Genomic DNA, 22,220 nt, shown 5'->3' with positions numbered 1-22,220 from the left:
GCGCAAGGCCCCACGGGGAGTAGGGTCCCCTCGTGTCAACGTCGCCCACCGATCGCCTGCGCGGCTCCGCGCTCGGCATCACGGCCGGCCTCATCGGCTGGTTCATCCTCGTCGAGCTCACCAGCGGCATCCTTCAAGGGTTCTACGTGCCGCTGTTCAGCGACATCGTGAGCCAACTCGGCATCCACGACTCCGACGTCAACTGGTTCGAAGCGGCGCAGCTCCTGCTGTCGGCGCTCGTGCTGCCCGTGCTCGCGAAGCTCGGCGACATGTACGGGCACAAGCGGATCCTGCTGCTGGCCGCGATCCTCACGGCGGGCGCCAGCTGGTGGCTCGCCTTCGCGGGCGACTTCTGGAGCTTCCTCGCGGCGTGGGCGCTGCAGGGCTTCTACGTCGTGTGGCTGCCGCTGGAGATCGCGCTCATCTTCGAGCGCGGCCGGCGACAGAACCGCGGCGTGTCGACGACGCGCCGCGCCGCGGGGCTCCTCGTCGTGGGCCTCGAGGCCGGCGCGATCATCGGTGCCCTCGCGGCCGGCCGGATCTTCGCCGCGACGGGCGGAGACCTCACCGTGACGCTCATGGTCCCCGCGATCGCGGTGACGCTCATCGCCCTGGTGATCTGGATCGCCGTGCCCGAGTCCGAGCCGATCCCGGGCCGGTCCCTCGACACCGGGGGCTTCGTCATCCTCGCGTGGGGGCTTCTCCTCGTGACGGGAGCGCTCGTCTACATGCGGATGATCGGCGAACTCTCCCTCGGCCCCGGCGCGTGGTGGTGGGTCGTCGGGCTCCTCGCCGCCGGCATCGCGGTGTTCGTCTGGTTCGTCCGCTACGAGCTGCGACAGGACGATCCCGCGATCGACATCCGCGTGCTCCGGCGGCCCGAGATGTGGCCCGTCCAGGCGACGGCGTTCCTCGTGGGCATCAGCCTCCTCGGCGCCCAGGGTCCCCTCTCGACGTACGCAGGCACCGACTCCTCGCTCGGGTACGGTCTGGGGCTGGATGCCACGGCCCGCTCGAACGTCATCGGGGTGTACCTCGTCTCGCTCATCGTCGGCGCCGTGCTCTTCGCGATCACGTCCCGGCGCGCGAATCCCCGCGTCATCCTCATCGGCGCGAGCGCGCTCGTCGGCATCGGGTACACGCTGTTCCTCCCCTTCCACCTCGAGCTCTGGCAGGTGCTGCTCAACCTCTCCATCGCGGGCGTCGGCTCGGGAGCGCTCGTCGCGGCGCTCCCCGCCGCGGCGGCCGCGGCGGCGCCCCGCGGGCAGACCGGCATCGCCTCCGCCCTCACCAACACGACGAAGACGATCGGCGGCACGTTCGCCTCGGCGGTCTTCGGTGTCGTGCTCGCCGCGGGGGCGGGTGCCGTGGCGAGCCAGACGGCGGCGTCGCTCGGCGGCTACATGACCGTGTGGGCGGTCTGCGCGGGCGGCGGATTCCTTGCCGCGATCCTGCTCTTCTTCGTGCCGAAGGTCGCCTTCGCCGATTCGGAGAGCCCCGTGGACGAAGCGGAGGCCGCCTCCGGCACGTCTCAGGTCATCTGACGACGGATGCCGCGCCCCCGCCGGCCGAGGAGCGCACGGCCGTCGTCGTCATGACGAGTTCGACGCCGCCTTCGGCCTCGCGCCTGTGGAACGCCACTGTCGCCGACGCGAGGTCGGCGAGCGAGGACACATGCGTCCCGCCGCACGGGATGCGCACCTCGGCGCCGGGGAGCTCGCAGACCCACGTGCGGCGGTCGGCGAGCGCTTCGCCCGTCGTCTCGATGCGCACGGCGCCGCCGGCGGCGATCCACTCGCCGAGCAGCGCGTCTACGCGCGCGGCGAGCGCGTCCAGATCGCCCAGCGCCGACGGGTCGAAGCCCTTGCGGCGCAGCGACTTTCCGATGCGGTACGTGTCGACCGAGCCGTCGGGGCGGATGCGCGACTCCTGGATCGCCAGCGCGTCGAAGGCCGGCGCGCCGAGCGCATCGGTCGGGGCGGGCTTGGTCCAGGCCTCCGCGAGCGCCGCGTCCAGTGCGAGCGAGGCGAGGTGGCACGCCGTGTGCCCGGCCGAGAGCGCCGCCCGGTGCTGCGCATCGACCTCGACCTCGGCGGTCTGGCCGACCTCGGGCGCCTCGCCCTCGGCGACGTGCGCGACGACGAAGGTCCACCCTTCCGTGCCGGTGCGCACCGGCACGTCGGGGCCGAGGAGGAGCTCCTCCCCCGTGGTCGCTCCGACGACGGCATCCACGACGTCGTGGACGGTGTCGCCGATCCGCAGCGTCCCACGGTCGGCGGGCTGATCCGGCCACGCCGTGTCGACGGGGTGGAACGCGGTCACGTCGAGCACGACGGCGAAGCGGCCGGCCCCGGCATCCGTCACATGCACGATCGTCCCCGTCGACGTCGTCGCGCCGGCGGGGTAGGTGACGCGCGTGGGCGAGAGGGCGGTCACGGCCGTGTCGCCTGATCGCGCGGACGCAGCGGGCCGCGGGCGAGGAGGTGCTGCGCGGACTGCGCGACGGGGCGCATCGTGACGAGGTCGAGGTTGACGTGCCCCGGGGCGTTGACCGCGTAGGCGATGACGTCGGCGACGTCGGCCGCGGTGAGCGGAGCCTCGACGTCCTGGTACACGCGCTCGGCCGCGTTGCGGTCGCCGCCGAGTCGATTGAGGGTGAACTCCTCGGTGTAGACCATGCCGGGGGCGATCTCGACGACGCGGATCGGCTCGCCGTTCAGCTCGAGGCGCAGGGCGTGGACGAGCATCGACTCCGCCGCCTTGGCGGCGTTGTAGCCGCCGCCGCCCGGGTAGGCGGTCTGCGCCGCCGTGGAGGTCACGAACACCGTGTCGGCGTGCCCGCCCACCGCCGCCTGGCGCAGGAGCGGCAGGAGCGCGGCGACGAGGCGCTGCGCGCTCAGCACGTTGACGTCGTACATCCACTGCCAGTCCTCGGCGCTCGCGTCTTCGACGCGATCGGTGCCGCGCGCCCCGCCCGCTACCTGCACGAGGGCGTGCACGGGCCCGCTCTCGTCGAGCCACGCCGCGAGCGCGTCGATGTCAGCGGGGTTCGTGAGATCGGCGGCGAAGGCGACCGCGCCGGTCTCGGCCTCGAGGGCCTGCAGGCGCTCGGCCCGCCGCGCGACCGCGACGACATCCCATCCCGACGAGCGCAGAGCCCGCGCCGTCGCCTCACCGATTCCCGAGCTCGCGCCCGTCACCACCGCACGTCGTGTCATGCCTCCACGCTAGCCCGGGCGCCCCGCGGTGGATTACGTAACATTTCCCCCGCGTTGGCGGCCGGGAGGCGCGTCCGTACGCTCGGACGAGGCCGCGACGCCCGCCGCGTGCCCCCTCATACCCCGCAGGAGCAGTCATGTCCGCACCCGAGAACTGGCGTTTCGAGACCAAGCAGATCCACTCGGGCGCCCAGCCCGACCCGGTCACGAAGGCACGCGCCACCCCCATCTACCAGACGACGTCGTACGTGTTCGACAACACCGACCACGCCGCGAACCTGTTCGCGCTGGCCGAGTTCGGCAACATCTACACGCGCATCCAGAACCCCACGCAGGCGGTCGTCGAGGAGCGCATCGCCGCGCTCGAGGGCGGCACCGGTGCCCTCCTCGTCGCGAGCGGCCAGGCGGCGTCGACGTTCGCGATCCTCAACATCGCCGAGGCGGGCGACCACATCGTGTCGTCGTCGTCGATCTACGGCGGCACCTACAACCTCTTCAAGTACACCCTCGCCAAGCTCGGCATCGAGACGACGTTCGTCGAGAACCAGGACGACGCCGAGGAGTGGCGCGCGGCCGTCCGCCCCAACACGAAGCTCTTCTTCGCCGAGACGATCGGCAACCCGAAGATCAACGTCCTCGACATCTCGACCGTCTCCGAGCTCGCGCACGCCGCCGGCGTCCCGCTCATCGTCGACAACACCATCGCCACGCCGTACCTCATCAAGCCCTTCGAGCACGGCGCCGACATCGTCATCCACTCGGCGACGAAGTTCCTCGGCGGCCACGGCACCACGATCGGCGGCGTCATCGTCGACGGCGGCACCTTCGAGTGGTCGAAGAACGTGGAGAAGTTCCCCGGCCTCACGGTGGCCGACCCCTCGTACCACGGCGCCTCGTACACGGCGGCCGTCGGCGACGGACTCGCGTACATCATCAAGGCGCGCGTCCAGCTGCTCCGCGACCTCGGCTCGGCGATCGCCCCGAACAGCGCGTGGCTGCTGATCCAGGGCATCGAGACGCTGTCGCTGCGCATCGAGCGTCACGTGCAGAACGCGCAGGAGATCGCCGAGTGGCTCGAGAACCTCGAGGACGTGGCATCCGTCAACTACTCGGGCCTGCCCACGTCGCCCTGGTACGCCGCCGCCAACAAGTACGCCCCCAAGGGCGTCGGCGCGGTGCTGTCGTTCGAGCTCAAGGGCGGCGTCGAGGCCGGTCGCGAGTTCGTCAACAGCCTCACGCTGTTCAGCCACCTCGCCAACATCGGCGACGTGCGCTCGCTCGTCATCCACCCCGCCTCGACGACCCACTCGCAGCTCACGCCCGAGCAGCAGCTCACGGCCGGCGTGACGCCGGGCCTCGTGCGCCTCTCGGTGGGCCTCGAGAACATCGACGACCTGAAGGCCGACCTCGAGCAGGCGCTCGCGGCCGCGCGCCGGGTCTCGGAGGCGGCTCGCGCCTGACCTCGCGACGGACCTCCACCATCGCCGGCACGTGAGCCGGACGGACGACGGATGCCTCGGCCCCTTCGGGTCGAGGCATCCGTCGTCTCATGGGCTCAGCCGGCATCCCACCAGCGCAGCACGCGCAGCGCGCGCAGCGTGACCCAACGGCTCGGGAACCCCTCGGACTCGGCCTCGTACGCCACCTGCGTCGCACCCTGGTGCTCGTTCTCGATCCTCCACATGCCCATCGGCAGCGCCTTGGAGCGGATGAGGTCGATCGCCTCGGTACAGCGCGCGTCCCGCCCGGGCCGCGCTGTGCGGAAGTAGTCGGCGCCGCGCAGGACGTCGTAGTACCACCGTGTCGGGTAGGTGATCATCGTGAAGCGCGGGTCGATGACCTCGCCCGTCGATGCGCGGAACATCAGCCGCCGGTCGAGCAGATACTCCTCGCCCCGTCGGCGCGCCTCGCGGCTCTCCTCGGTGCCGCCGGTCGCGGCCTCCCAGTCGCGCAGCCCCTCGAGCGCGCAGATCGTCGAGTGGAACGACCCGACCCCCTCGCCGTTCTCGGCCCAGCAGTTCCAGCCGCCGTCGGAGAGCTGCGTCTCGACGATCGTGTGCGCGATGCGCGAGGCATCCCTCTGGAAATACGCGCCGACCGACAGGGCGACGCCGTTGATGCACGGCTCGACCTCGCCCTGGAAGTACAGCTCGTCGTTGTAGTCCCACCGCACGTTCTGCTCGACGCGGTCGAGCGCCCGGCGAGCCTGCGGGGTCTGCGGGTCGAGCCCCAGATCCATGAGCGACTGCAGGCTGAAGTGGGTCGCCGACCACGTGTCGAAGAAGTTGGCGTACTGTTCGGCCCATTTCGGCCGGTAGACGGCGCCGTCCCAGTAGCCGTCTTCGGCCTGAAGCTCGAGCAGCCGCGCGCCCCAGCCCTCGGTCGCGACCTTGGCCCGCTCCGCCGCGACGACGTCGCCCGACGCCCCTTCGAGGTCGCGCAGCACCTGCCACCGGATCGACGGGTCGCCCTGCTTCAAGTAGTCCATGACGTCCATGCGTGCAAGGTACTCCCGGCCAGCGACACGACTGGCCCGGACCCGGCCCCACGCGTCCCCGATTCCCCCTGGCCGCCCACTTCGGGGACGCCTATGGCTGCCTCACGACCCCGGTGCCGACCACACGCGTCCCCCATTTCACCCGCCGCCTCGGAACGACCCCACACCGGCCGACCTGTAACAGTCAGCGCGCCCCCGGCGGGATCGGCGAGACTGGAGTGATGGACTGGCAGACCTCCGAAGACACCGTGCCCTCGGCACCGGTGACGGAGGCCGACGCCCGCCTCCTGCTCGGCCGCCCTCCCGCGACCGGCGCGTGGCGTGACGGCGACCCGGTCGGCGACCGGCACTTCGCGGCGTTCGGCGCCTTCCGCACCGAGGGCGGGCGGGAGCTTCCCGCCTACCGGCTCGCCTACGAGACGTGGGGCGAGCTCAACGCCGCCCGCGACAACGCCGTGCTCGTCCTCCACGCACTCACGGGCGACAGCCACGTGCGCGGACCGGCGGGGCCGGGGCATCCGACCGCCGGATGGTGGGACGACATCGTCGGACCGGGCGCCCCCATCGACACCGACCAGTGGTTCGTCATCGCGCCCAACATGCTGGGCGGATGCCAGGGCTCGACCGGTCCCGCGAGCATCGCGCCCGACGGCTACGAGTGGGCCTCGCGCTTCCCGTACCTCACGATCCGCGATCAGGTGCAGGCGCAGGTGCGCCTCGCCGACGCCCTCGGCATCGACCGCTGGGCCGCGGTCCTCGGCGGATCGATGGGCGGCATGCACGCCCTGGAGTGGGCGATCTCGCTTCCGGAGCGCGTCGCGCGCGTCGGCGTGCTCTCGGCTCCCCCGATCAACACCGCCGACCAGATCGCGCTCAACTCCGTGCAGATCGAGGCCATCTCGATCGATCCGCGCTTCCAGAACGGCGAGTACTACGACGCCGGCGACGGCGACGGGCCGCACCGCGGGCTCGCGCTCGCGCGCCGCATGGCGCTCCTCAACTACCGCAGCCCGACGGAGCTCAATCAGCGCTTCCAGCGCTCGTGGCAGTCGGGGGTGAGCCCGCTCGGGCACGGGGGACGCTTCGCCGTCGCGTCGTACCTCGACTTCCACGGCAACCGCTTCACGCGCCGCTTCGACGCCAACAGCTACATCACGCTCGTGGAGGCGATGAACTCGCACGACGTGGGCCGCGATCGCGGCGGCGTCGAGGATGCCCTGGCCCGCGTCACGGCGAAGGCCCTCGTGCTCGGCATCGACAGCGACCGTCTCTTCCCGATCGACGGTCAGCACCGGATCGCGCGCAGCATTCCGAACACGCTCGACGGCGACCGTGCCGTCGTGCTCTCGAGCGACTTCGGCCACGACGGCTTCCTCATCGAGACGCAGGCCGTGGGCGCTCACCTGCGCCGGCTGCTCGAGGCCTGACTCAGTCCGTGCGCGTGTAGATCCACGGGAGCGCGCCGATCTCGAGGCGATGACGGGCGACGGATGCCGCGTCCCCCGCGTCGAGGTCGTACTCGCCATCCTCCTGCCAGAGCAGGACGGGACCGCCCTCGCTCCGCCGCGCGACCGTCTCGAAGCTGCGGAAGCCGGCCAGCCGAAGCGTCGCGAGCACGGCCTCGACGTCGGGCTGACCGGCGAGAGTGCGCAGCGTGACCCACGTCGGCGGGTAGAGGGTCACCTCGCCCCGGCCGTGCCGCGCGAGCAGCGCGGCAGGGTCGACCCACTCGGCGGCGACGGCCTCGTCGGGCGAGAGGACGACCTCGCCCTCCCCCGCGCGGACGGCGAAGAACCACGTCCGGATGCGCAGGGCCAGCCCCGGCGGCGGGTCCCACACCGAGACCGTCCAGAGGGCCTCCGGGTCGATCTCCAGGCCCGCCTCCTCCCACGTCTCGCGGGTCGCCGCGCGTCGCGCGACATCCTCCTCCGACTCGCCGTCGGTCGCGCGGTCGCCCGGGTCGACCTTGCCGCCGGGGAACACCCACGCCCCGGCGAACGAGCCCCGGTCGGGGCGCTCGAGCATGAGCACCTCGGGTCCCGCGTCCCCGTCGCGGAGCACGACGACCGTCGCGGCGACGGGTACCTCGGGGTCGCGGCCGTCGTCCGGAAGCCGCGGCCGCGATTCGCCGACGACATCGGCGAGCGCCCGCGCCGCGCGGTCGGCGCCCGCAGGCGCGGCGCGCCCGGCGAATCCGCGCGCGGCGGTCTCGGGCTCGGCCCCGGCGGGCCCGGCGGTCTCGCGCTCGGCGGCGGGCCCGGCGGTCTCGGGTCCGGCGGTTTCGGGCCCGGCGGTCTCGCGCTCGGCCCCGGCGGGCCCGGCGGCTTCGGGCTCGGCGCGCTCGGGCGAGGTCGGCTCTGACACCCGCTCAGCCTACGTCCCACCGCTGAGCCTCCATCTGAGCGCCGAGACCGTGGGTGGCACCCGCGCTCTCGGCGGTCAGATGGAGGCTCACGGGTTCGGGATGGCGTGGCGCGCGGGAAGGCCGGACGGGCTCACGAAGTCGAGCAGGGGACGGATGCCGCGGCCCGCGTCACGCGGGGCTGTCGGGGTCCTCCAGCGAGGAGCCGTCATCGGCCAGAGCCTCCTCGAGGCGCTCGACCTTGGCATCGAGCTCGCCCGTGAAGCCGGGCCGGATGTCGGCCTTCAGGACGAGCGAGACGCGGGAGCCGAAGGGCAGCACGGCCTCGGTCGCCTGCTTGACGACGGCGAACACCTCGTCCCACTCCCCTTCGATCTCGGTGAACATCGACGTCGTGCGCGACGGCAGACCGCTCTCGCGGACGACGCGCACGGCCGCGGCCACGGCGTCGTGCACGGAGCCGTCCGCGCGACCGGTGCCGCTGGGGGCGACGGAGAAGGCGACGAGCATGGGGTCCTCCCGGGGTCAGGCGAGGGTCTGTGCGCGCCGTGCGGCGCGCACGTGGGGGTGGATGCGCACGCCGACCAGGCGCACGACGATCCAGACGAAGAGCGCCACGACGAGGGCGTTGCGGATCGTGAGCAGCGCCGCGGGGAACGGCCACGCGAGCAGCAGCGAGTAGTACGCGAGCGGGTAGACCGCGAGGGTGAAGCCCGCGATGACGAGCGCGAGCGTCGCGGGCTTCCACCAGCGACTGCGGTCGATGACGAGACCGACGACAATCGGTGCGGCGATCCACGTCATGTACTGCGGCGAGCCCACCTTGTTGAAGACGACGAAGGCGAGCACGAGTCCGAGCGCGAGGTTGGGGTACAGCGCCGCGAACGACGCTCCCCGCCACGCCTTGTAGACGCCGATCCCCGCGACGGCGAGGACGGCGACGACGAGGAGCGGGGTCATGACGGCGATGACCGTGTCGACGAACGGGCCGGTGACCTGGAAGGTCAGCAGGTGCTGGTCGTAGTAGATCATCGAGCCGGGCATACGGGCGACGGCCTGCCACAGGTACACGGTGCTCACGGGCGCTTCGAGCTGCAGCCCGCGGTCGGTCTGATCGAGGATGAAGCCGAACAGATGCTCCGCCCCGCCCATCGAGATGACCCACACCGCCACCGCGACCGACACCGCGACGCCGGCGCCGAGCACCGCGAGCCGCCGCCGCACGGCGATGACCGCCGCCGCGATGAGGGCCGCCGGCCACACCTTGATCCACGTCGCGACCGCCAGGAGCGTTCCGCCGATCCACGGGCGCCCGACCAGCCACAGGCTTCCCGCGATCGCGAGGGGCACGGTGATGCCGTCAAGACGGTACATCCCGACGGGGCCGAGGACGGCGATGAACGCCAGCCAGAACCAGGCCGCGACCCACCTGCCCGTCGAGCGGCCGCGGCCGACGAGCATGGCGAAAGCCAGCGCGTCGCACAGCGTCACGAGGATCGCCCACGCGATCTCGTACCCGGCGATCCACGAGAACAGCCACGCGACGAGCATGGGGACGATCGCGAGCTGCGGGTACACCCACGACTCGGTGATCCCGACGAGCTCCGAGCTCGCGGGGAACTGCGCCGCGAGAACCGGCTCGATGTCGACGCCCGCGAGCCACGCCCGAGACCAGGGCTCGTACACCCGGTAGACGTCGCCCATCGGCTCATTGGGAAGAAGGAACCCGAGCACCGCGACGGCGACATGGACGATGACGAACGCGATCCACAGCACCGCCCGCCTCGACACCCCCTCATCCTAGAGGGGCAGTCCGAGGCCTCGTCTCAGCCGGCGGCGAGCGCCTCGGCCACGACGCGAGGCAGCGCGTCTGCGACGTCGAGCGCGGTGATCGGTCCGCCGCCCGCTCCCGCGGCCGACGCGGCGAACGCCGCGGCCCGGCCGTGCAGCCAGGCCCCCGAGGCGGCGAGGGGGGCGAGGCGTTCCGCGCCGAGCGCGCCGTCGGCCGCCGCCGCGGCGACGAGGGCGCCGATGACTCCCCCGAGGACGTCGCCCGTGCCGGCTGTCGCAAGCCACGGCGTGCCGGCCTCCACGACCGTGGTCCAGCCCGACGGCGTGGCGACGACGGTGTGGCTGCCCTTGAGGAGCACGGCGCCTCCGAGGGCCGCTGCCGTCTCGGCGGTCGCGGCGACGCGGGCCTCGAGGCCGTCGCCGACGGGCTCGTCGAGCCCCAGCGCCACGCGCAGCTTCGCGTGCTCGCTCGCGTGCGGCGTCACGACGAGGGGTGCCGCGGCTCCGGGGACCAGATCCAGCGCGCCCGCATCCGCGACGACGGCAGCCTCGCCCGCGAGGATCGCGCGCAGCGCGCGGGTCTCGTCGTCACGGCGGGCCGAGGCATCCATCCCCGATCCGATGAGCCACGCCTGCACCCGCCCGTCCTGCGTGACCGTCTCGGGTCGACGCTGCAGGACGAGGTCGCGCGCTGCTCCGACGTACCGCACCATTCCGATGCCCGTGCGCCACGCCGCCTCGACGCCGAGCACCGCGGCACCGGGGTACTGCTCCGACCCGGTGCGGATGCCCAGCACCCCCCGGGAATACTTGTCGTCGGATGCCGTTGGCCTCCGAAGGACCCCGGCGACGTCCGAACTCGACCACGATCCGCCCATCTGCACACCCTAGCCGCGCAGGAGCGCCCTATGACCTCTCCCCTGTTCACCCCGATCACGATCCACGGGCTCGACGTCCGCAACCGGCTCTGGGTCGCACCCATGTGCCAGTACAGCGCCGTCGACGGGGTTCCCCAGGAGTGGCACCACACCCACCTCGCGCAGTTCGCGTCGGGCGGCGCGGGCATCGTCATGACCGAGGCGACCGCGGTCTCGCCCGAAGGGCGGATCTCGCCGGAGGACACCGGCATCTGGAACGACGAGCAGGTGGCCGCCTGGAAGCCGATCGTCGCGGCGATTGCGGCGCGCGGCGCCGTGCCCGCCATCCAGCTCGCGCACGCGGGCCGCAAGGCCTCGACGTGGTCGCCGTTCGCCCCGCAGCGCGGCACGGTCCCCGCCTCCGACGGCGGCTGGCCGACCGTCGCCCCGTCGGCGATCGCCTTCGAGGGCTACGACGTGCCCCTCGCGCTCGACATCGCGGGCATCGAGAAGATCGTCGACGACTTCGCCGCCGCGACGCGACGCGCGCTCGCGGCCGGGTTCCGGATCCTCGAGATCCACGCCGCGCACGGCTATCTCCTGCACGAGTTCCTCTCGCCGCTGTCGAACGACCGCACCGACGAGTACGGCGGCACGCTCGAGAACCGCGCGCGCCTGCTGCTGCGGGTCGTCGACGCCGTGCGTGCCGAAGCCCCCGATGCAGCGGTGTTCGTGCGCTTCTCGGCCACCGACTGGGCGGAGGGCGGCTGGACGGTCGAAGAGACCGCCACGGTCGCCGCCTGGGCCGCCGAGCGCGGCGCCGACTTCTTCGACATCTCCAGCGGCGGGCTCGTCGCCCACCAGCGGATCGTCCCGGGTCCCGGATACCAGGTGCACCTCGCCCGGCACGTGCGCGAGGCGGCCGGCGTGCCGGTGAGCGCCGTCGGTCTCATCGACAGCGGCGCTCAGGCCGAGGAGATCCTCCGCCGCGGCGACGCCGACGCCATCATGTCGGCGCGCGAGTGGCTGCGCGACCCGCACTTCGCGCTGCGCGCGGCGGGCGAGGTCGGCGCAGACATCGACTACTGGCCCGTGCAGTACCTGCGGGCGCGCCCGCACCGCCGGTAAACGGGTCACGGCGAGAGAAGCCGGAGACGGATGCCGGGGGCCGGCGCTGCGGCGCCGGCCCCTCGTCCGTCAGCGCAGGCCGCGGCGGGTCGCGTCCTGGATCTCGCCGATGAGCTCCTCGATGATGTCCTCGAGGAACAGCACGGCCGTCGTCTCGCCCTCCGGCGTCCGCACCTGCGCGAGGTGGCGGCCGGCACGGCGCATGAGCGCGAGGGCGTCTTCGAGGTCGGTCGTCTCGAGCACCGGCACCATGTGGTGGATGCGCTTGGCGGGAAGCGGACGCACGACGTCGGCCGCGGCATCCGGACCCTCCGCCGCCCGCAGCACGTCCTTCAAATGCACGTACCCGACGGGGACGCCGTCGTCGTCGACGATGACGTAGCGCGAGAACCCGTGCTTGGCCACGGCGCGCTCGATCTCGTCGGCCGTCGTCTGCTGCGGGAGCGTCACGAGGTCGTGGAGCGGCACCGCGACGTCCTTCGCCTTCTTGTCGGTGAACTCCACCGCGGCCGCGACCGTTCCCGCCGCATCGTCGAGGACGCCCTCGATGCGCGACTGGTTCACGATGGTCGCGACCTCGTCGAGGGTGAAGGTTGAGGCGGCCTCGTTCTTCGGCTCGACGCGGAACAGGCGCAGCACGCTGTTGGCGAGCCAGTTCAGCGACACGATGACGGGGTGGAAGAGCTTCGAGACCCACACCAGCGGCGTCGCGAGCATGAGCACGGCGCGGTCGGGCACCGAGAACGCGAGGTTCTTCGGCACCATCTCGCCGAACACGACGTGCAGGTACGACACCACCACGAGCGCGATGACGAAGGCGATGACGTCGACCGTCGTCTCGGTCAGGCCCGTGAGCCCCAGCGGCCCTGCGAGCAGGTGGTGGATCGCCGGCTCCGACACGTTCAGGATCAGCAGCGAGCAGATCGTGATGCCCAGCTGCGAGGTCGCGAGCATGAGCGTCGCGTGCTCCATCGCGTACAGCGCGGTCTTGGCCGAACGCGAGCCCTTCTCGGCCATCGGCTCGATCTGCGAGCGCCGGGCGGAGATCACGGCGAACTCGGCGCCGACGAAGAAGCCGTTCGCGGCCAGGAGCACGAACAGCCAGGCGATGCCTGCCCAGTCGTTCATCGCTCGCCCCCTTCGTCGCCGGCGGTCTCAGGCATCGGGGTGGGGGTGAACCTCACGCGGTCGACGCGCCGGCCGTCCATCCGCTGCACGGCGAGGGTGCCGTCCTCGACCTCGACGACGTCGCCCACGGCGGGGATCCGCTCGAGGACGCTCATGAGGTAGCCGCCGACGGTGTCGTAGACCTCGCCTTCGGGCACGCGGATGCCGGTGCGATCCAGGAGCTCGTCGGGACGCAGCTCGCCCGGGAAGAGCACGCCGCCGTCCAGGCGCACGATTCCGGCGCGGCGACGATCGTGCTCGTCGAGGACTTCGCCGACGATCTCCTCGACGAGATCTTCCAGCGTCACGACGCCGGCCGTCCCGCCGTACTCGTCGACGACGACGGCCATCTGGTAGCCGCGGGCGCGCAGCTCCGACACGAGCGCGTCGAGATGCACGGCCTCGGGCACGCGCAGGGGGTCGGTCGACAGCGCCGCGACGGGAACGTCCGCGCGGCGGTCGCGCGGCACGCCGACGGCCGCCTTGAGGTGCACGATGCCGACGATGTCGTCCATCGAGTCGTCGTAGACGGGGAAGCGGCTGTGCCCCGTGCGGCGCGCGAGCTGGATCGTCTCCTCGGCGGAAGCACCCGCCTGGAGGGCGTGGATGCTGGGGCGCGGCGTCATGACGTCGGCCGCGGTGAGCCGCGCGAAGGTCAGGCTGCGATCGAGGAGGGATGCCGTGTCCTCCTCCAGCACGCCGGCGCTCGCCGAGCGGCGGACGAGGCTCGAGAGCTCCTCGGCGGTCCGCGCCCCCGACAGCTCCTCTTTCGGCTCGACGCCGATCGAGCGGAGCACGCCGTTCGCGCTCCCGTTGAGCACGGCGATCGCGGGACGGAACACGGTCGTGAACCCGACCTGGAAGGGCATGACGAGCTTCGCCGTCTGCCGCGGGAGCGCGAGCGCGAAGTTCTTCGGCACGAGCTCGCCGAGGATCATCGACAGGATCGTCGCGACGGCGACCCCGATGAACACCGAGACGGGCGCGACCATCCCCGACGGCAGGCCCCACGACGTGAAGACCGGGGCGAGCAGGCTCGAGATCGCTGGCTCCATCGTGTAACCGGTGAGGAGCGTGGTGAGCGTGATGCCCAGCTGCGCGCTCGACAGGTGCGTCGAGGTGATCTTGAGGGCGTTGATCGTGAGCGATAGCCGGGACTCGCCCCGCTCACGGCGCGCTTCCAGATCGGCGCGATCGAGGTTGACGAGGGCGAACTCGCTCGCGACGAACAGTCCGGTCCCGATGGTGAGCAGGAGCCCCACGCCCAGCATGACGTACTCCATCAGGCATCACCCCCGTTCGAACGGGAGGCGGGTCGGTGGGGCGATCGTCTGTCAGGAGGAGGGTCGTCCATCGTCCCGACAGTCTACGGCAGGGCCTCGGCCGCACGCCCGGCCGAGCGCCGACGGATGCGTCGGCCCGCGGCATCCGTCCCCCGGCTACCAGCTGACGGGGAGCGCCTTGCCCTCTTCGTAGCCGGCGGCCGACTGCAGACCCACCTGCGCGCGCTCGTGGAACTCCGCGACGGTCGAGGCGCCGGCGTAGGTGAACGACGACCGGACGCCCGAGGTGATCATGTCGAGCAGGTCCTCGAGGCTCGGTCGCAGGGGGTCGAGGTAGATCTTCGACGACGAGATGCCCTCGGCGAAGAGCTCCTTGCGCGCGAGCTCGTAGGGGTCGAGGCGTCCGAACCGCTCGTGCACGGCCTTGGTCGACGCCATGCCCCACGACTCCTTGTACGCGCGGCCCGCGCCGTCGACCTGCAGCTCGCCGGGGGCCTCGATCGTTCCCGCGAACCACGAGCCGATCATGACGGATGCCGCGCCCGCCGCGAGCGCGAGGGCGACGTCGCGCGGATAGCGCACGCCGCCGTCGGCCCACACGTGCGCACCCATGACGCGCGCGGCCTCGGCCGTCTCGAGCACCGCCGAGAACTGCGGGCGACCGACGGCGGTCATCATGCGCGTCGTGCACATCGCGCCGGGGCCCACGCCGACCTTGAGGATGTCGGCGCCGGCGGTGACGAGGTCGTGCACGCCTTCGGCCGTCACGATGTTGCCGGCGGCGATCGGGATGCCGAGATCGAGCTCCGACACCGCGCGCAGCGCCGTGAGCATGCCCTCCTGGTGCCCATGCGCCGTGTCGACGACGAGCACGTCGACGCCCGCGGCTGCGAGGGCCTTGGCCTTGGCGGCGACATCGCCGTTGATCCCGACGGCCGCGGCGACGCCGAGGCATCCGTCGGCGTCGACCCCGGGCCGGTAGAGCGTGGAGCGCAGCGCCGTCCGCCGCGAGAGGGTGCCGACGAGGAAGCCGTGGTGGAGGACGCACACCGTCTCGGCTCCTGCGCCGACGATGAGGTCGAACGCGTGGCGGGGGGTCTCGACGTCGTCGGCATCGATCGAGACCGCGTGGCCGCGGGCGAGGTCGCCCAGTCGCGCGTCGGGCAGCGCCGTGCCCAGACGCGTCGCGGGGATCACGCCGAGGATCTCCTCGATGCGGATGCCTTCCGCATGCGTCGCGGTGGGCGCGACGACGATGCCGTGCCCGTCGGTGGCGGGGAGGAGCCGTGCCGCGTCGGCGACGGTGGCCTCGGGCGGGAGGACGAGCGGGGTGTCCCACATCACCGGCTGCGCCTTGACCCAGCGGATCGCGGCATCCAGCTCCTGGAGGGGCATGTCCTGCGGGAGGACGCCGAGCCCTCCGCGGCGCGCGAGCGTCGCGGCCAGACGGGCGCCCGTGACCGAGTTCATGTTCGCCGAGACGAGCGGGATCGTCGCCGGAGTGCCGTCGCCCGGGGCGAGGTCGACATCGAGGCGGCTCGTGACCGACGACCTTCGCGGCACCAGGAAGACGTCCGAGTAGGTCAGATCGACGTCGGGCCGTTCACCGTAGAACTCCACGCATCAAGGCTAGTGATTTCTTCCTGTGGGAATAATGATGCGCGAACTTGCGCCCGGGCGCCGCTTCGTCCAGGGATCGCCTGGACAGACTGGGTTACGCTTGACAGTCGTGCGTGTGGGCCGTCTCATGCCCCGCACGTCGAGGATCATCACTGATGAAAGCAGGCGATCTACCGTGTCTAGCCAGGTGACGGGCGTCGGGGTTTCGAGCGAGGGAGAGTTCGGAGCGAACGAATGGCTCGTCGAGGAGCTGTACGAGCAGTTCAAGGTCGACAAGAACTCCGTGGACAAGGCATGGTGGCCGATCCTCGAGACCTACCGGCCGTCCGGTGAGGCGGCCGCCGAGGCGCCCGCAGCGCCCGCTGCGGGAACGCCCGCCGCAGGTGCTCAGGATGCCGCCCCCGCGACGCCCCCGCAGGGCCGGCCCGCAGCATCCGACGCCCATCCGGTGACCGCGCCGATCCCGGTCGTCGGCGCGCAGCCGGTCGCGCGCACGACGGCAAAGCCCGCCGCGAACCAGCCGATCCCCGCGCAGGCCCCCGCCGCCGTGCCCTCGACCGGCGAGGCGCCGACCGAGGAGGACCACGTCACGGTCCTCCGCGGCATGACCAAGACGCTCGCGGCCAACATGGACGAGTCGCTCACGGTTCCCACCGCGACGAGCGTGCGCACGGTCCCGGCCAAGCTCATGATCGACAACCGGATCGTGATCAACAACCACATGGCGCGCACCCGCGGCGGCAAGGTGAGCTTCACGCACCTGATCGGCTGGGCGATCATCCAGGCGCTCAAGGAGTTCCCGAGCCAGAACGTGTTCTACGCCGAGATCGACGGCAAGCCCTCGGTCGTGGCCCCCGCGCACGTCAACCTCGGCATCGCGATCGACCTCCCCAAGCCCGACGGCACGCGCTCGCTCCTCGTCCCGAGCATCAAGCGCGCCGACACCCTCTCGTTCGGCGAGTACCTGGCCTCCTACGAAGACCTCATCACGCGCGCCCGCGGCAACAAGCTGACGGCGGCCGACTTCCAGGGCACGACCATCTCGCTGACCAACCCCGGCGGCATCGGCACGGTGCACTCGGTCCCCCGTCTCATGAAGGGGCAGGGCTGCATCGTCGGCGCGGGCGCGCTCGAGTACCCGGCCGAGTTCCAGGGCTCGAGCGAGAAGACCCTCGTCGAGCTCGGAATCGGCAAGACGATCACCCTGACGAGCACGTACGACCACCGCGTCATCCAGGGCGCGGGGTCGGGCGAGTTCCTCAAGAAGGTGCACGAGCTGCTCATCGGCCAGCGCGGCTTCTACGAAGACATCTTCGCGGCGCTCCGCATCCCGTACGCGCCCATCCACTGGGCCAGCGACATCAACGTCGACATCGCCGAGCGCGTCGACAAGACCGCCCGCGTGCAGGAGCTCATCAACTCCTTCCGCGTCCGCGGCCACCTCATGGCCGACATCGACCCGCTCGCGTACATCCAGCGCACGCACCCCGACCTCGAGATCGAGAACCACGGCCTGACCTTCTGGGACCTCGACCGCGAGTTCGTCACGGGCGGCTTCGGCGGCAAGCGCATCATGAAGCTGCGCGACATCCTGGGCGTCCTCCGCGACTCGTACTGCCGCACGATCGGCATCGAGTACATGCACATCCAGGACCCCGGTCAGCGCGCCTGGTTCCAGCAGCACGTCGAGGTCAAGTACCAGAAGCCCGGCCACGACGAGCAGCTGCGCATCCTCTCCAAGCTCAACCAGGCCGAGGCGTTCGAGACCTTCCTGCAGACGAAGTACGTCGGCCAGAAGCGGTTCAGCCTCGAGGGCGGCGAGTCGCTCATCCCGCTCCTCGACGAGATCCTCCAGGGCGCCGCGCAGTCGGGCCTGGACGGCGCCGCGATCGGCATGGCCCACCGGGGCCGCCTCAACGTGCTCACCAACATCGCCGGCAAGACGTACGGCCAGGTGTTCCGCGAGTTCGAGGGCTCGGTCGCCGTCGGCAGCAAGCGCGGCTCGGGCGATGTGAAGTACCACCTCGGCACCGAGGGCACGTTCGTCGCCGACGGCGGCGAAGAGCTCCCCGTCCTGCTCGCGGCCAACCCCTCGCACCTCGAGACCGTCGACGGCGTGCTCGAGGGCATCGCGCGCGCCAAGCAGGACCGCAAGCCGATCGGCACGTTCTCGTGGCTGCCCATCCTCGTCCACGGCGACGCGGCCTTCGCGGGCCAGGGCGTCGTCGTCGAGACGCTGCAGATGTCGCAGCTGCGCGGGTACCGCACCGGCGGCACGATCCACGTCGTGGTCAACAACCAGGTCGGCTTCACCACGACCCCGTCCGACGGGCGCAGCTCGATCTACGCGACCGATGTCGCCAAGACGATCCAGGCGCCGATCTTCCACGTGAACGGCGACGACCCCGAGGCCGTGGTGCGCGTCGCGCAGATCGCCTTCGCGTACCGCGAGGAGTTCCACCGCGACGTCGTGATCGACCTCGTCTGCTACCGCCGCCGCGGACACAACGAGGGCGACGACCCGTCGATGACGCAGCCGCTCATGACGAACCTGATCGAGGCCAAGCGCTCCGTCCGTCGCCTCTACACCGAGGCCCTCGTCGGCCGCGGCGACATCACGGAAGAGGAGTACGAGAAGGCCAAGCTCGACTTCCAGAACGGCCTCGAGATCGCCTTCGCCGAGACGCACGCCGCCGCGACGGGCACGAACCAGGTGGTGACGGATGCCGAGGCATCCGCCCCCGTCACGGGCGCCCCCGAGACGACCGGCGTCCCGACCGAGATCCTCAACCTCATCGGCGATGCCTTCGTCAACAAGCCGGACGGCTTCACGGTGCACGCGAAGCTCCAGCAGCTGCTCGAGAAGCGCCTCGACATGAGCCGCAACGGCGGCATCGACTGGGGCTTCGGCGAGCTGCTCGCCTTCGGCTCGCTCCTCATGGAGGGGACGAACGTCCGCCTCGCGGGTCAGGATGCGCGACGCGGCACGTTCGTGCAGCGTCACGCCGTCCTCCACGACCGCGCGAACGGGCAGGAGTGGATCCCGCTGGCGAACCTGTCGGAGAGCCAGGGACGCTTCTGGGTCTACGACTCGCTCCTGAGCGAATACGCGGCCATGGGATTCGAGTACGGCTACTCGGTCGAACGCGCCGACTCGCTCGTGCTGTGGGAGGCCCAGTTCGGCGACTTCGCCAACGGCGCCCAGTCGGTCATCGACGAGTACATCTCCGCTGCCGACCAGAAGTGGGGCCAGCAGTCGAGCGTCGTTCTGCTCCTCCCCCACGGCTACGAGGGCCAGGGCCCCGACCACTCGTCGGCCCGCATCGAGCGCTACCTCTCGCTGTGCGCGCAGGAGAACATGACCGTCGCGCGTCCGTCGACGCCGGCGTCGTACTTCCACCTGCTCCGCCGGCAGGCCTACGCCCGCCCGCGCCGCCCGCTGATCGTCTTCACGCCGAAGGCGATGCTGCGCCTGCGCGGCGCGACGAGCCCGGTCGAGGACTTCGTGACCGGAGCCTTCCAGCCCGTGCTCGACGACGACCGCGGCATCGACAAGAGCGCGGTCACGCGGGTGCTGCTGCACGCCGGAAAGATCCACTGGGACCTCCGCGCCGAGCTGGAGAAGAACCCCAACCCCGAGGTGGCCCTCGTGCGCCTCGAGCAGTACTACCCGGCGCCGATCGACGAGCTCAACGCCGTCATCGACAGCTACCCCGATGCGCAGCTGTACTGGGTGCAGGACGAGCCCGAGAACCAGGGCGCGTGGCCGTTCATCGCGCTCGAGGTCGTCAAGCACCTGCACGGCCGCACGATCCGGCGCATCTCGCGCAGCGCCGCCGCGTCGCCGGCGACCGGTTCGCCGAAGGTCCACGCGATGGAGCACGCGCAGCTCATGAAGAAGGCGCTGACGACCTCGTCGCAGAGCTGACGCCGAGCGCGTCACGAAGGGCCGCTGCCGACTCCGGTGGCGGCCCTTCGCCGTTCCGGCCGCCCGGCCGGTGTCGGGCCGGTGGATGGCCGGTGTCGGGCCGGATTCAGCGAGCGCGGCACTTTCCTGCGAGCGCGCCGTCGTGCGACGGCGCGCTCGCAGGAAAGTGTGGCGCTCGCGGCCGGGCGGGCCGGGCCGGGCGGGCCGGGCGGGCCGGGCGGACGGGTCAGACCGGCTCGACGCCTCGGCGCGCGAAGGCGGCGGCCGCGGCATCCGTCGACTCCTCGCGATCGGACTCGACCAGTCCGAGCCGCGTGCGGCGCTCGAGCAGATCGTCGATCGTGAGGGCTCCCTCGACCGCGACGCCCCACTCCAGCTCCTGCGCCGTGACTCCGCGCGCCGCGGACGGCCCGTCGGGCAGCGCCGCCGCGAACGGCGCCTCGGCCCCGTAGCGGCGCACGTAGCGCGCCGGCGCCCCGATCTCGTCGAGCCGGGCCCGCGGCCACGCCCCGACGAGCGGGAGCGTGCGGGTGACCGACGGCCGCGCGGGAAGGAGGCGCCGGCGGATCGCCTCGTCGACGGCGTCCTCGGCCATGCGGCGATACGTCGTGAGCTTGCCGCCCACGATCGTCAGCAGGCCGTCCGCGGACTCGAGGATCGCGTGCCGCCGTGAGAGGTCGCTCGTGTCTTCGTCGTCGCCGCGCGCCGAGGTGAGGAGCGGGCGGAGCCCCGCATACGTCCCCACGACGTCAGCGCGCGTGAGCGGCTCGGCGAGCACCGTGCCGACCGTGTCGAGGAGCAGGTCGATCTCGGCATCCGTCGCGTGCGGCACATCGGGGATCGGCCCGTCGGCGGGCACGTCGGTCAGGCCGATGTAGGTGCGGCCGTGCACGGCGGGGAGGGTGAAGATGAAGCGGCTCCGCGAGCCCGGCACCGGGACGGTGAGCGACGCATCCGATCCGCCGAGCCGCGTCGTCTCGACGACGAGGTGCGTCCCGCGGCTGGGGCGCAGCCGCACAGCAGGGTCGAGCTCCCCCGCCCAGACGCCCGTCGCGTTGACGACCGCGCGCGCGTGCAGCTCGAGCTCCCGGCCCGACAGCGTGTCGCGCAGGCGCACGCGGTCTCCCGACGCCTCGACCGCCTCGACGCGGGTGAGGACGGATGCCCCGTACCCCGCGGCCGTCCGCGCGACGGCGACGACGAGCCGGGCGTCGTCGATGAGCTGCCCGTCCCAGCCGCGCATAGCGCCCCGCAGGTGGTCCGTGCGGACGCCGGGGACGAGGCGGCGGGTCTCGGCGACGCCGATCGCACCCGGCGAGCGCAGCACGGCGTCGGGCGTGCCCACGAAGCGCCGGAGGCCGTCGGCGAGGCCGTAGCCCGCGCCGATGAGTGCACCCTGCGACACATGTCCCGGCGCATACAGCGGCAGAACCTGCGCGAGCGACCGCGTGAGATGCGGGGCGAGGCGTGTCATGAGCAGGTGCCGCTCGGCCGCGCTCTCGTGCGCGATTCCGATCTGCCCCGAGGCGAGATAGCGCAGCCCGCCGTGCACGAGCTTCGAGCTCCAGCGGCTCGTCCCGTGCGCCAGGTCGTGGCGTTCCGCGAGCACCGTGCGAAGACCCCGGCTCGCGGCATCCAGCGCGACACCCACGCCCGTGATGCCGCCGCCGATCACGACGACGTCCACGCGCGGATCGTCGCCGAGCCGGCCGAGCTCCCTCGCCCGGCGGGCCGCGTCGAGGGCCGACGACTCGGGCGTCCGGCCGACGATCTTCACGAGAGGTACCCCGCGAGGGCGCGGCGGAGCTCCCCCGCCCACCTGTCGGCGGGTAGCCACTCCTCGACGAGCGGCGCCGAGAGCACGGCCGACTGGGCGATGAGCAGGGTCGTCGCGGCGAGCGCGTCGACGTCGCCCCCGCGCACGTATCCCGCCCGCTGTCCTGCCCGGATCCGCCGCGCGAGGTCGGCGTGCACGGCCCGCTGGCTCGTGCCGAGGCGCGTCAGGAGGTACCGGCTGAGAAGCTCGGGGTCGGTGTCGCGCAGGCGGCCGAGGAGAGGCATCCGTCGCACGGCATCCGCTGTCGACACGAGCAGGTCCAGCAGCGCGTCGAGATCGCGCGGCGACGTGTCGGCGGGAAGTGCCGCGATGAGCTCGCGCGTCACGAGCGCGGCGAAGATCGCCTGCGCGTCGGGCCAGTAGCGGTAGAGGGTCTGGCGCGAGACTCCCGCGCGGCGGGCGATGTCGGATGCCGTGGTCCGGCGGATCCCGTGGGCCAGCACTTCGGCGAGCGCGGCGTCGAGGAGCGCGCCCTCGGTCTCGACGGACGTGCCCCGGGTCGGGGCGATGCGGGTCGGCGTCGGTGCCATGT

Annotated in this window: 17 protein-coding genes; 5 read left to right on the top strand and 12 right to left on the bottom strand. The window is 72.0% G+C overall.

Annotated elements, in window-relative coordinates:
* The first annotated feature begins 32 nt into the window (after positions 1-32).
* On the top strand, positions 33-1,544 hold the full coding sequence (locus ACSBPH_RS15035; protein WP_442575124.1) for an MFS transporter: 1,512 nt from the start codon (positions 33-35) through the stop codon (positions 1,542-1,544).
* Here the strand turns inward: ACSBPH_RS15035 and ACSBPH_RS15030 are convergent.
* Both ACSBPH_RS15030 and ACSBPH_RS15025 read right to left on the bottom strand, forming a co-directional pair.
* Positions 1,537-2,436 carry a metal-dependent hydrolase gene (locus tag ACSBPH_RS15030; protein ID WP_442575123.1) on the bottom strand — a complete coding sequence of 300 codons (900 nt, stop codon included), beginning with the start codon at positions 2,434-2,436 and terminating at the stop codon, positions 1,537-1,539. The two genes, ACSBPH_RS15035 and ACSBPH_RS15030, sit on opposite strands and share 8 nt — an antisense overlap.
* Positions 2,433-3,218 carry an SDR family oxidoreductase gene (locus tag ACSBPH_RS15025; RefSeq protein ID WP_442575122.1) on the bottom strand — a complete coding sequence of 262 codons (786 nt, stop codon included), beginning with the start codon at positions 3,216-3,218 and terminating at the stop codon, positions 2,433-2,435. The genes ACSBPH_RS15030 and ACSBPH_RS15025 overlap by 4 nt, the downstream gene beginning before the upstream one ends.
* A 137-nt stretch (positions 3,219-3,355) precedes the next feature.
* On the opposite strand from ACSBPH_RS15025, the gene ACSBPH_RS15020 reads away from it, so the two are divergent.
* Entirely contained in the window at positions 3,356-4,678 is a 1,323-nt protein-coding gene (locus tag ACSBPH_RS15020; RefSeq protein WP_442575121.1) for a bifunctional o-acetylhomoserine/o-acetylserine sulfhydrylase, read from the top strand.
* Positions 4,679-4,773: 95 nt separating this feature from the next.
* On the opposite strand, the gene ACSBPH_RS15015 is transcribed toward ACSBPH_RS15020, so the two are convergent.
* Entirely contained in the window at positions 4,774-5,715 is a 942-nt protein-coding gene (locus tag ACSBPH_RS15015) for a hypothetical protein (RefSeq protein ID WP_442575120.1), read from the bottom strand.
* Between the two features lie 221 nt (positions 5,716-5,936).
* Here ACSBPH_RS15015 and metX point away from each other — a divergent pair, with 221 nt between their 5' ends.
* Positions 5,937-7,142, top strand: coding sequence for a homoserine O-acetyltransferase MetX (metX, locus tag ACSBPH_RS15010; RefSeq protein WP_442575119.1), 1,206 nt, complete (start codon positions 5,937-5,939; stop codon positions 7,140-7,142).
* Position 7,143: 1 nt separating this feature from the next.
* Here metX and ACSBPH_RS15005 read toward each other — a convergent pair whose 3' ends face one another.
* The 4 genes from ACSBPH_RS15005 to ACSBPH_RS14990 form a co-directional block, all read right to left on the bottom strand.
* A complete protein-coding gene (locus ACSBPH_RS15005) occupies positions 7,144-8,079 on the bottom strand; it encodes an NUDIX hydrolase (RefSeq protein ID WP_442575118.1) in 936 nt (311 codons plus the stop codon).
* A gap of 169 nt (positions 8,080-8,248) precedes the next feature.
* A complete protein-coding gene (locus ACSBPH_RS15000) occupies positions 8,249-8,587 on the bottom strand; it encodes a thiamine-binding protein (protein WP_442575117.1) in 339 nt (112 codons plus the stop codon).
* A gap of 15 nt (positions 8,588-8,602) precedes the next feature.
* Positions 8,603-9,868, bottom strand: a complete 1,266-nt coding sequence (locus ACSBPH_RS14995; protein ID WP_442575116.1) for a glycosyltransferase 87 family protein — start codon at positions 9,866-9,868, stop codon at positions 8,603-8,605.
* A gap of 35 nt (positions 9,869-9,903) precedes the next feature.
* Positions 9,904-10,746, bottom strand: a complete 843-nt coding sequence (locus ACSBPH_RS14990; protein ID WP_442575115.1) for an ADP-dependent NAD(P)H-hydrate dehydratase — start codon at positions 10,744-10,746, stop codon at positions 9,904-9,906.
* A gap of 30 nt (positions 10,747-10,776) precedes the next feature.
* Between ACSBPH_RS14990 and ACSBPH_RS14985 the strand changes: the two genes are divergently transcribed.
* A complete protein-coding gene (locus ACSBPH_RS14985; RefSeq protein ID WP_442575114.1) occupies positions 10,777-11,853 on the top strand; it encodes an NADH:flavin oxidoreductase/NADH oxidase in 1,077 nt (358 codons plus the stop codon).
* Between the two features lie 69 nt (positions 11,854-11,922).
* Here ACSBPH_RS14985 and ACSBPH_RS14980 read toward each other — a convergent pair whose 3' ends face one another.
* The 3 genes from ACSBPH_RS14980 to ACSBPH_RS14970 all read right to left on the bottom strand — a co-directional run bounded on the left by ACSBPH_RS14980 (position 11,923) and on the right by ACSBPH_RS14970 (position 15,923).
* On the bottom strand, positions 11,923-12,981 hold the full coding sequence (locus tag ACSBPH_RS14980) for a hemolysin family protein (RefSeq protein ID WP_442575113.1): 1,059 nt from the start codon (positions 12,979-12,981) through the stop codon (positions 11,923-11,925).
* Positions 12,978-14,303, bottom strand: a complete 1,326-nt coding sequence (locus tag ACSBPH_RS14975) for a hemolysin family protein (RefSeq protein ID WP_442575112.1) — start codon at positions 14,301-14,303, stop codon at positions 12,978-12,980. Before ACSBPH_RS14975 ends, ACSBPH_RS14980 begins: the two co-directional genes overlap by 4 nt.
* A gap of 156 nt (positions 14,304-14,459) precedes the next feature.
* On the bottom strand, positions 14,460-15,923 hold the full coding sequence (locus ACSBPH_RS14970) for a GuaB1 family IMP dehydrogenase-related protein (protein ID WP_442575111.1): 1,464 nt from the start codon (positions 15,921-15,923) through the stop codon (positions 14,460-14,462).
* A gap of 175 nt (positions 15,924-16,098) precedes the next feature.
* Here ACSBPH_RS14970 and ACSBPH_RS14965 point away from each other — a divergent pair, with 175 nt between their 5' ends.
* On the top strand, positions 16,099-19,851 hold the full coding sequence (locus ACSBPH_RS14965) for a multifunctional oxoglutarate decarboxylase/oxoglutarate dehydrogenase thiamine pyrophosphate-binding subunit/dihydrolipoyllysine-residue succinyltransferase subunit (RefSeq protein WP_442575110.1): 3,753 nt from the start codon (positions 16,099-16,101) through the stop codon (positions 19,849-19,851).
* A 226-nt stretch (positions 19,852-20,077) separates the two neighbouring features.
* On the opposite strand, the gene ACSBPH_RS14960 is transcribed toward ACSBPH_RS14965, so the two are convergent.
* Positions 20,078-21,628 (bottom strand): glycerol-3-phosphate dehydrogenase/oxidase, encoded by a 1,551-nt coding sequence (locus tag ACSBPH_RS14960; protein WP_442575109.1) that lies wholly within the window; start codon positions 21,626-21,628, stop codon positions 20,078-20,080.
* Entirely contained in the window at positions 21,625-22,218 is a 594-nt protein-coding gene (locus ACSBPH_RS14955) for a helix-turn-helix domain-containing protein (RefSeq protein ID WP_442575108.1), read from the bottom strand. The genes ACSBPH_RS14960 and ACSBPH_RS14955 overlap by 4 nt, the downstream gene beginning before the upstream one ends.
* Positions 22,219-22,220 lie beyond the last annotated feature (2 nt).

It is taken from the genome of Microbacterium sp. F51-2R, assembly GCF_052180235.1.
Lineage (GTDB): Bacteria > Actinomycetota > Actinomycetes > Actinomycetales > Microbacteriaceae > Microbacterium.
This window is presented reverse-complemented; position numbering and strand designations above follow the sequence as displayed.

What these genes read in the sequence shown, in the direction of transcription:
- ACSBPH_RS15000 (WP_442575117.1), bottom strand. Translation starts at nt 8,587, where the DNA reads ATGCTCGTCGCCTTCTCCGTCGCCCCCAGCGGCACCGGTCGCGCGGAC.
- ACSBPH_RS15025 (WP_442575122.1), bottom strand. Translation starts at nt 3,218, where the DNA reads ATGACACGACGTGCGGTGGTGACGGGCGCGAGCTCGGGAATCGGTGAG.
- ACSBPH_RS14990 (WP_442575115.1), bottom strand. Translation starts at nt 10,746, where the DNA reads ATGGGCGGATCGTGGTCGAGTTCGGACGTCGCCGGGGTCCTTCGGAGG.
- ACSBPH_RS14975 (WP_442575112.1), bottom strand. Translation starts at nt 14,303, where the DNA reads ATGGAGTACGTCATGCTGGGCGTGGGGCTCCTGCTCACCATCGGGACC.
- metX (WP_442575119.1), top strand. Translation starts at nt 5,937, where the DNA reads ATGGACTGGCAGACCTCCGAAGACACCGTGCCCTCGGCACCGGTGACG.
- ACSBPH_RS14985 (WP_442575114.1), top strand. Translation starts at nt 10,777, where the DNA reads ATGACCTCTCCCCTGTTCACCCCGATCACGATCCACGGGCTCGACGTC.
- ACSBPH_RS15020 (WP_442575121.1), top strand. Translation starts at nt 3,356, where the DNA reads ATGTCCGCACCCGAGAACTGGCGTTTCGAGACCAAGCAGATCCACTCG.
- ACSBPH_RS14980 (WP_442575113.1), bottom strand. Translation starts at nt 12,981, where the DNA reads ATGAACGACTGGGCAGGCATCGCCTGGCTGTTCGTGCTCCTGGCCGCG.
- ACSBPH_RS14955 (WP_442575108.1), bottom strand. Translation starts at nt 22,218, where the DNA reads ATGGCACCGACGCCGACCCGCATCGCCCCGACCCGGGGCACGTCCGTC.
- ACSBPH_RS15015 (WP_442575120.1), bottom strand. Translation starts at nt 5,715, where the DNA reads ATGGACGTCATGGACTACTTGAAGCAGGGCGACCCGTCGATCCGGTGG.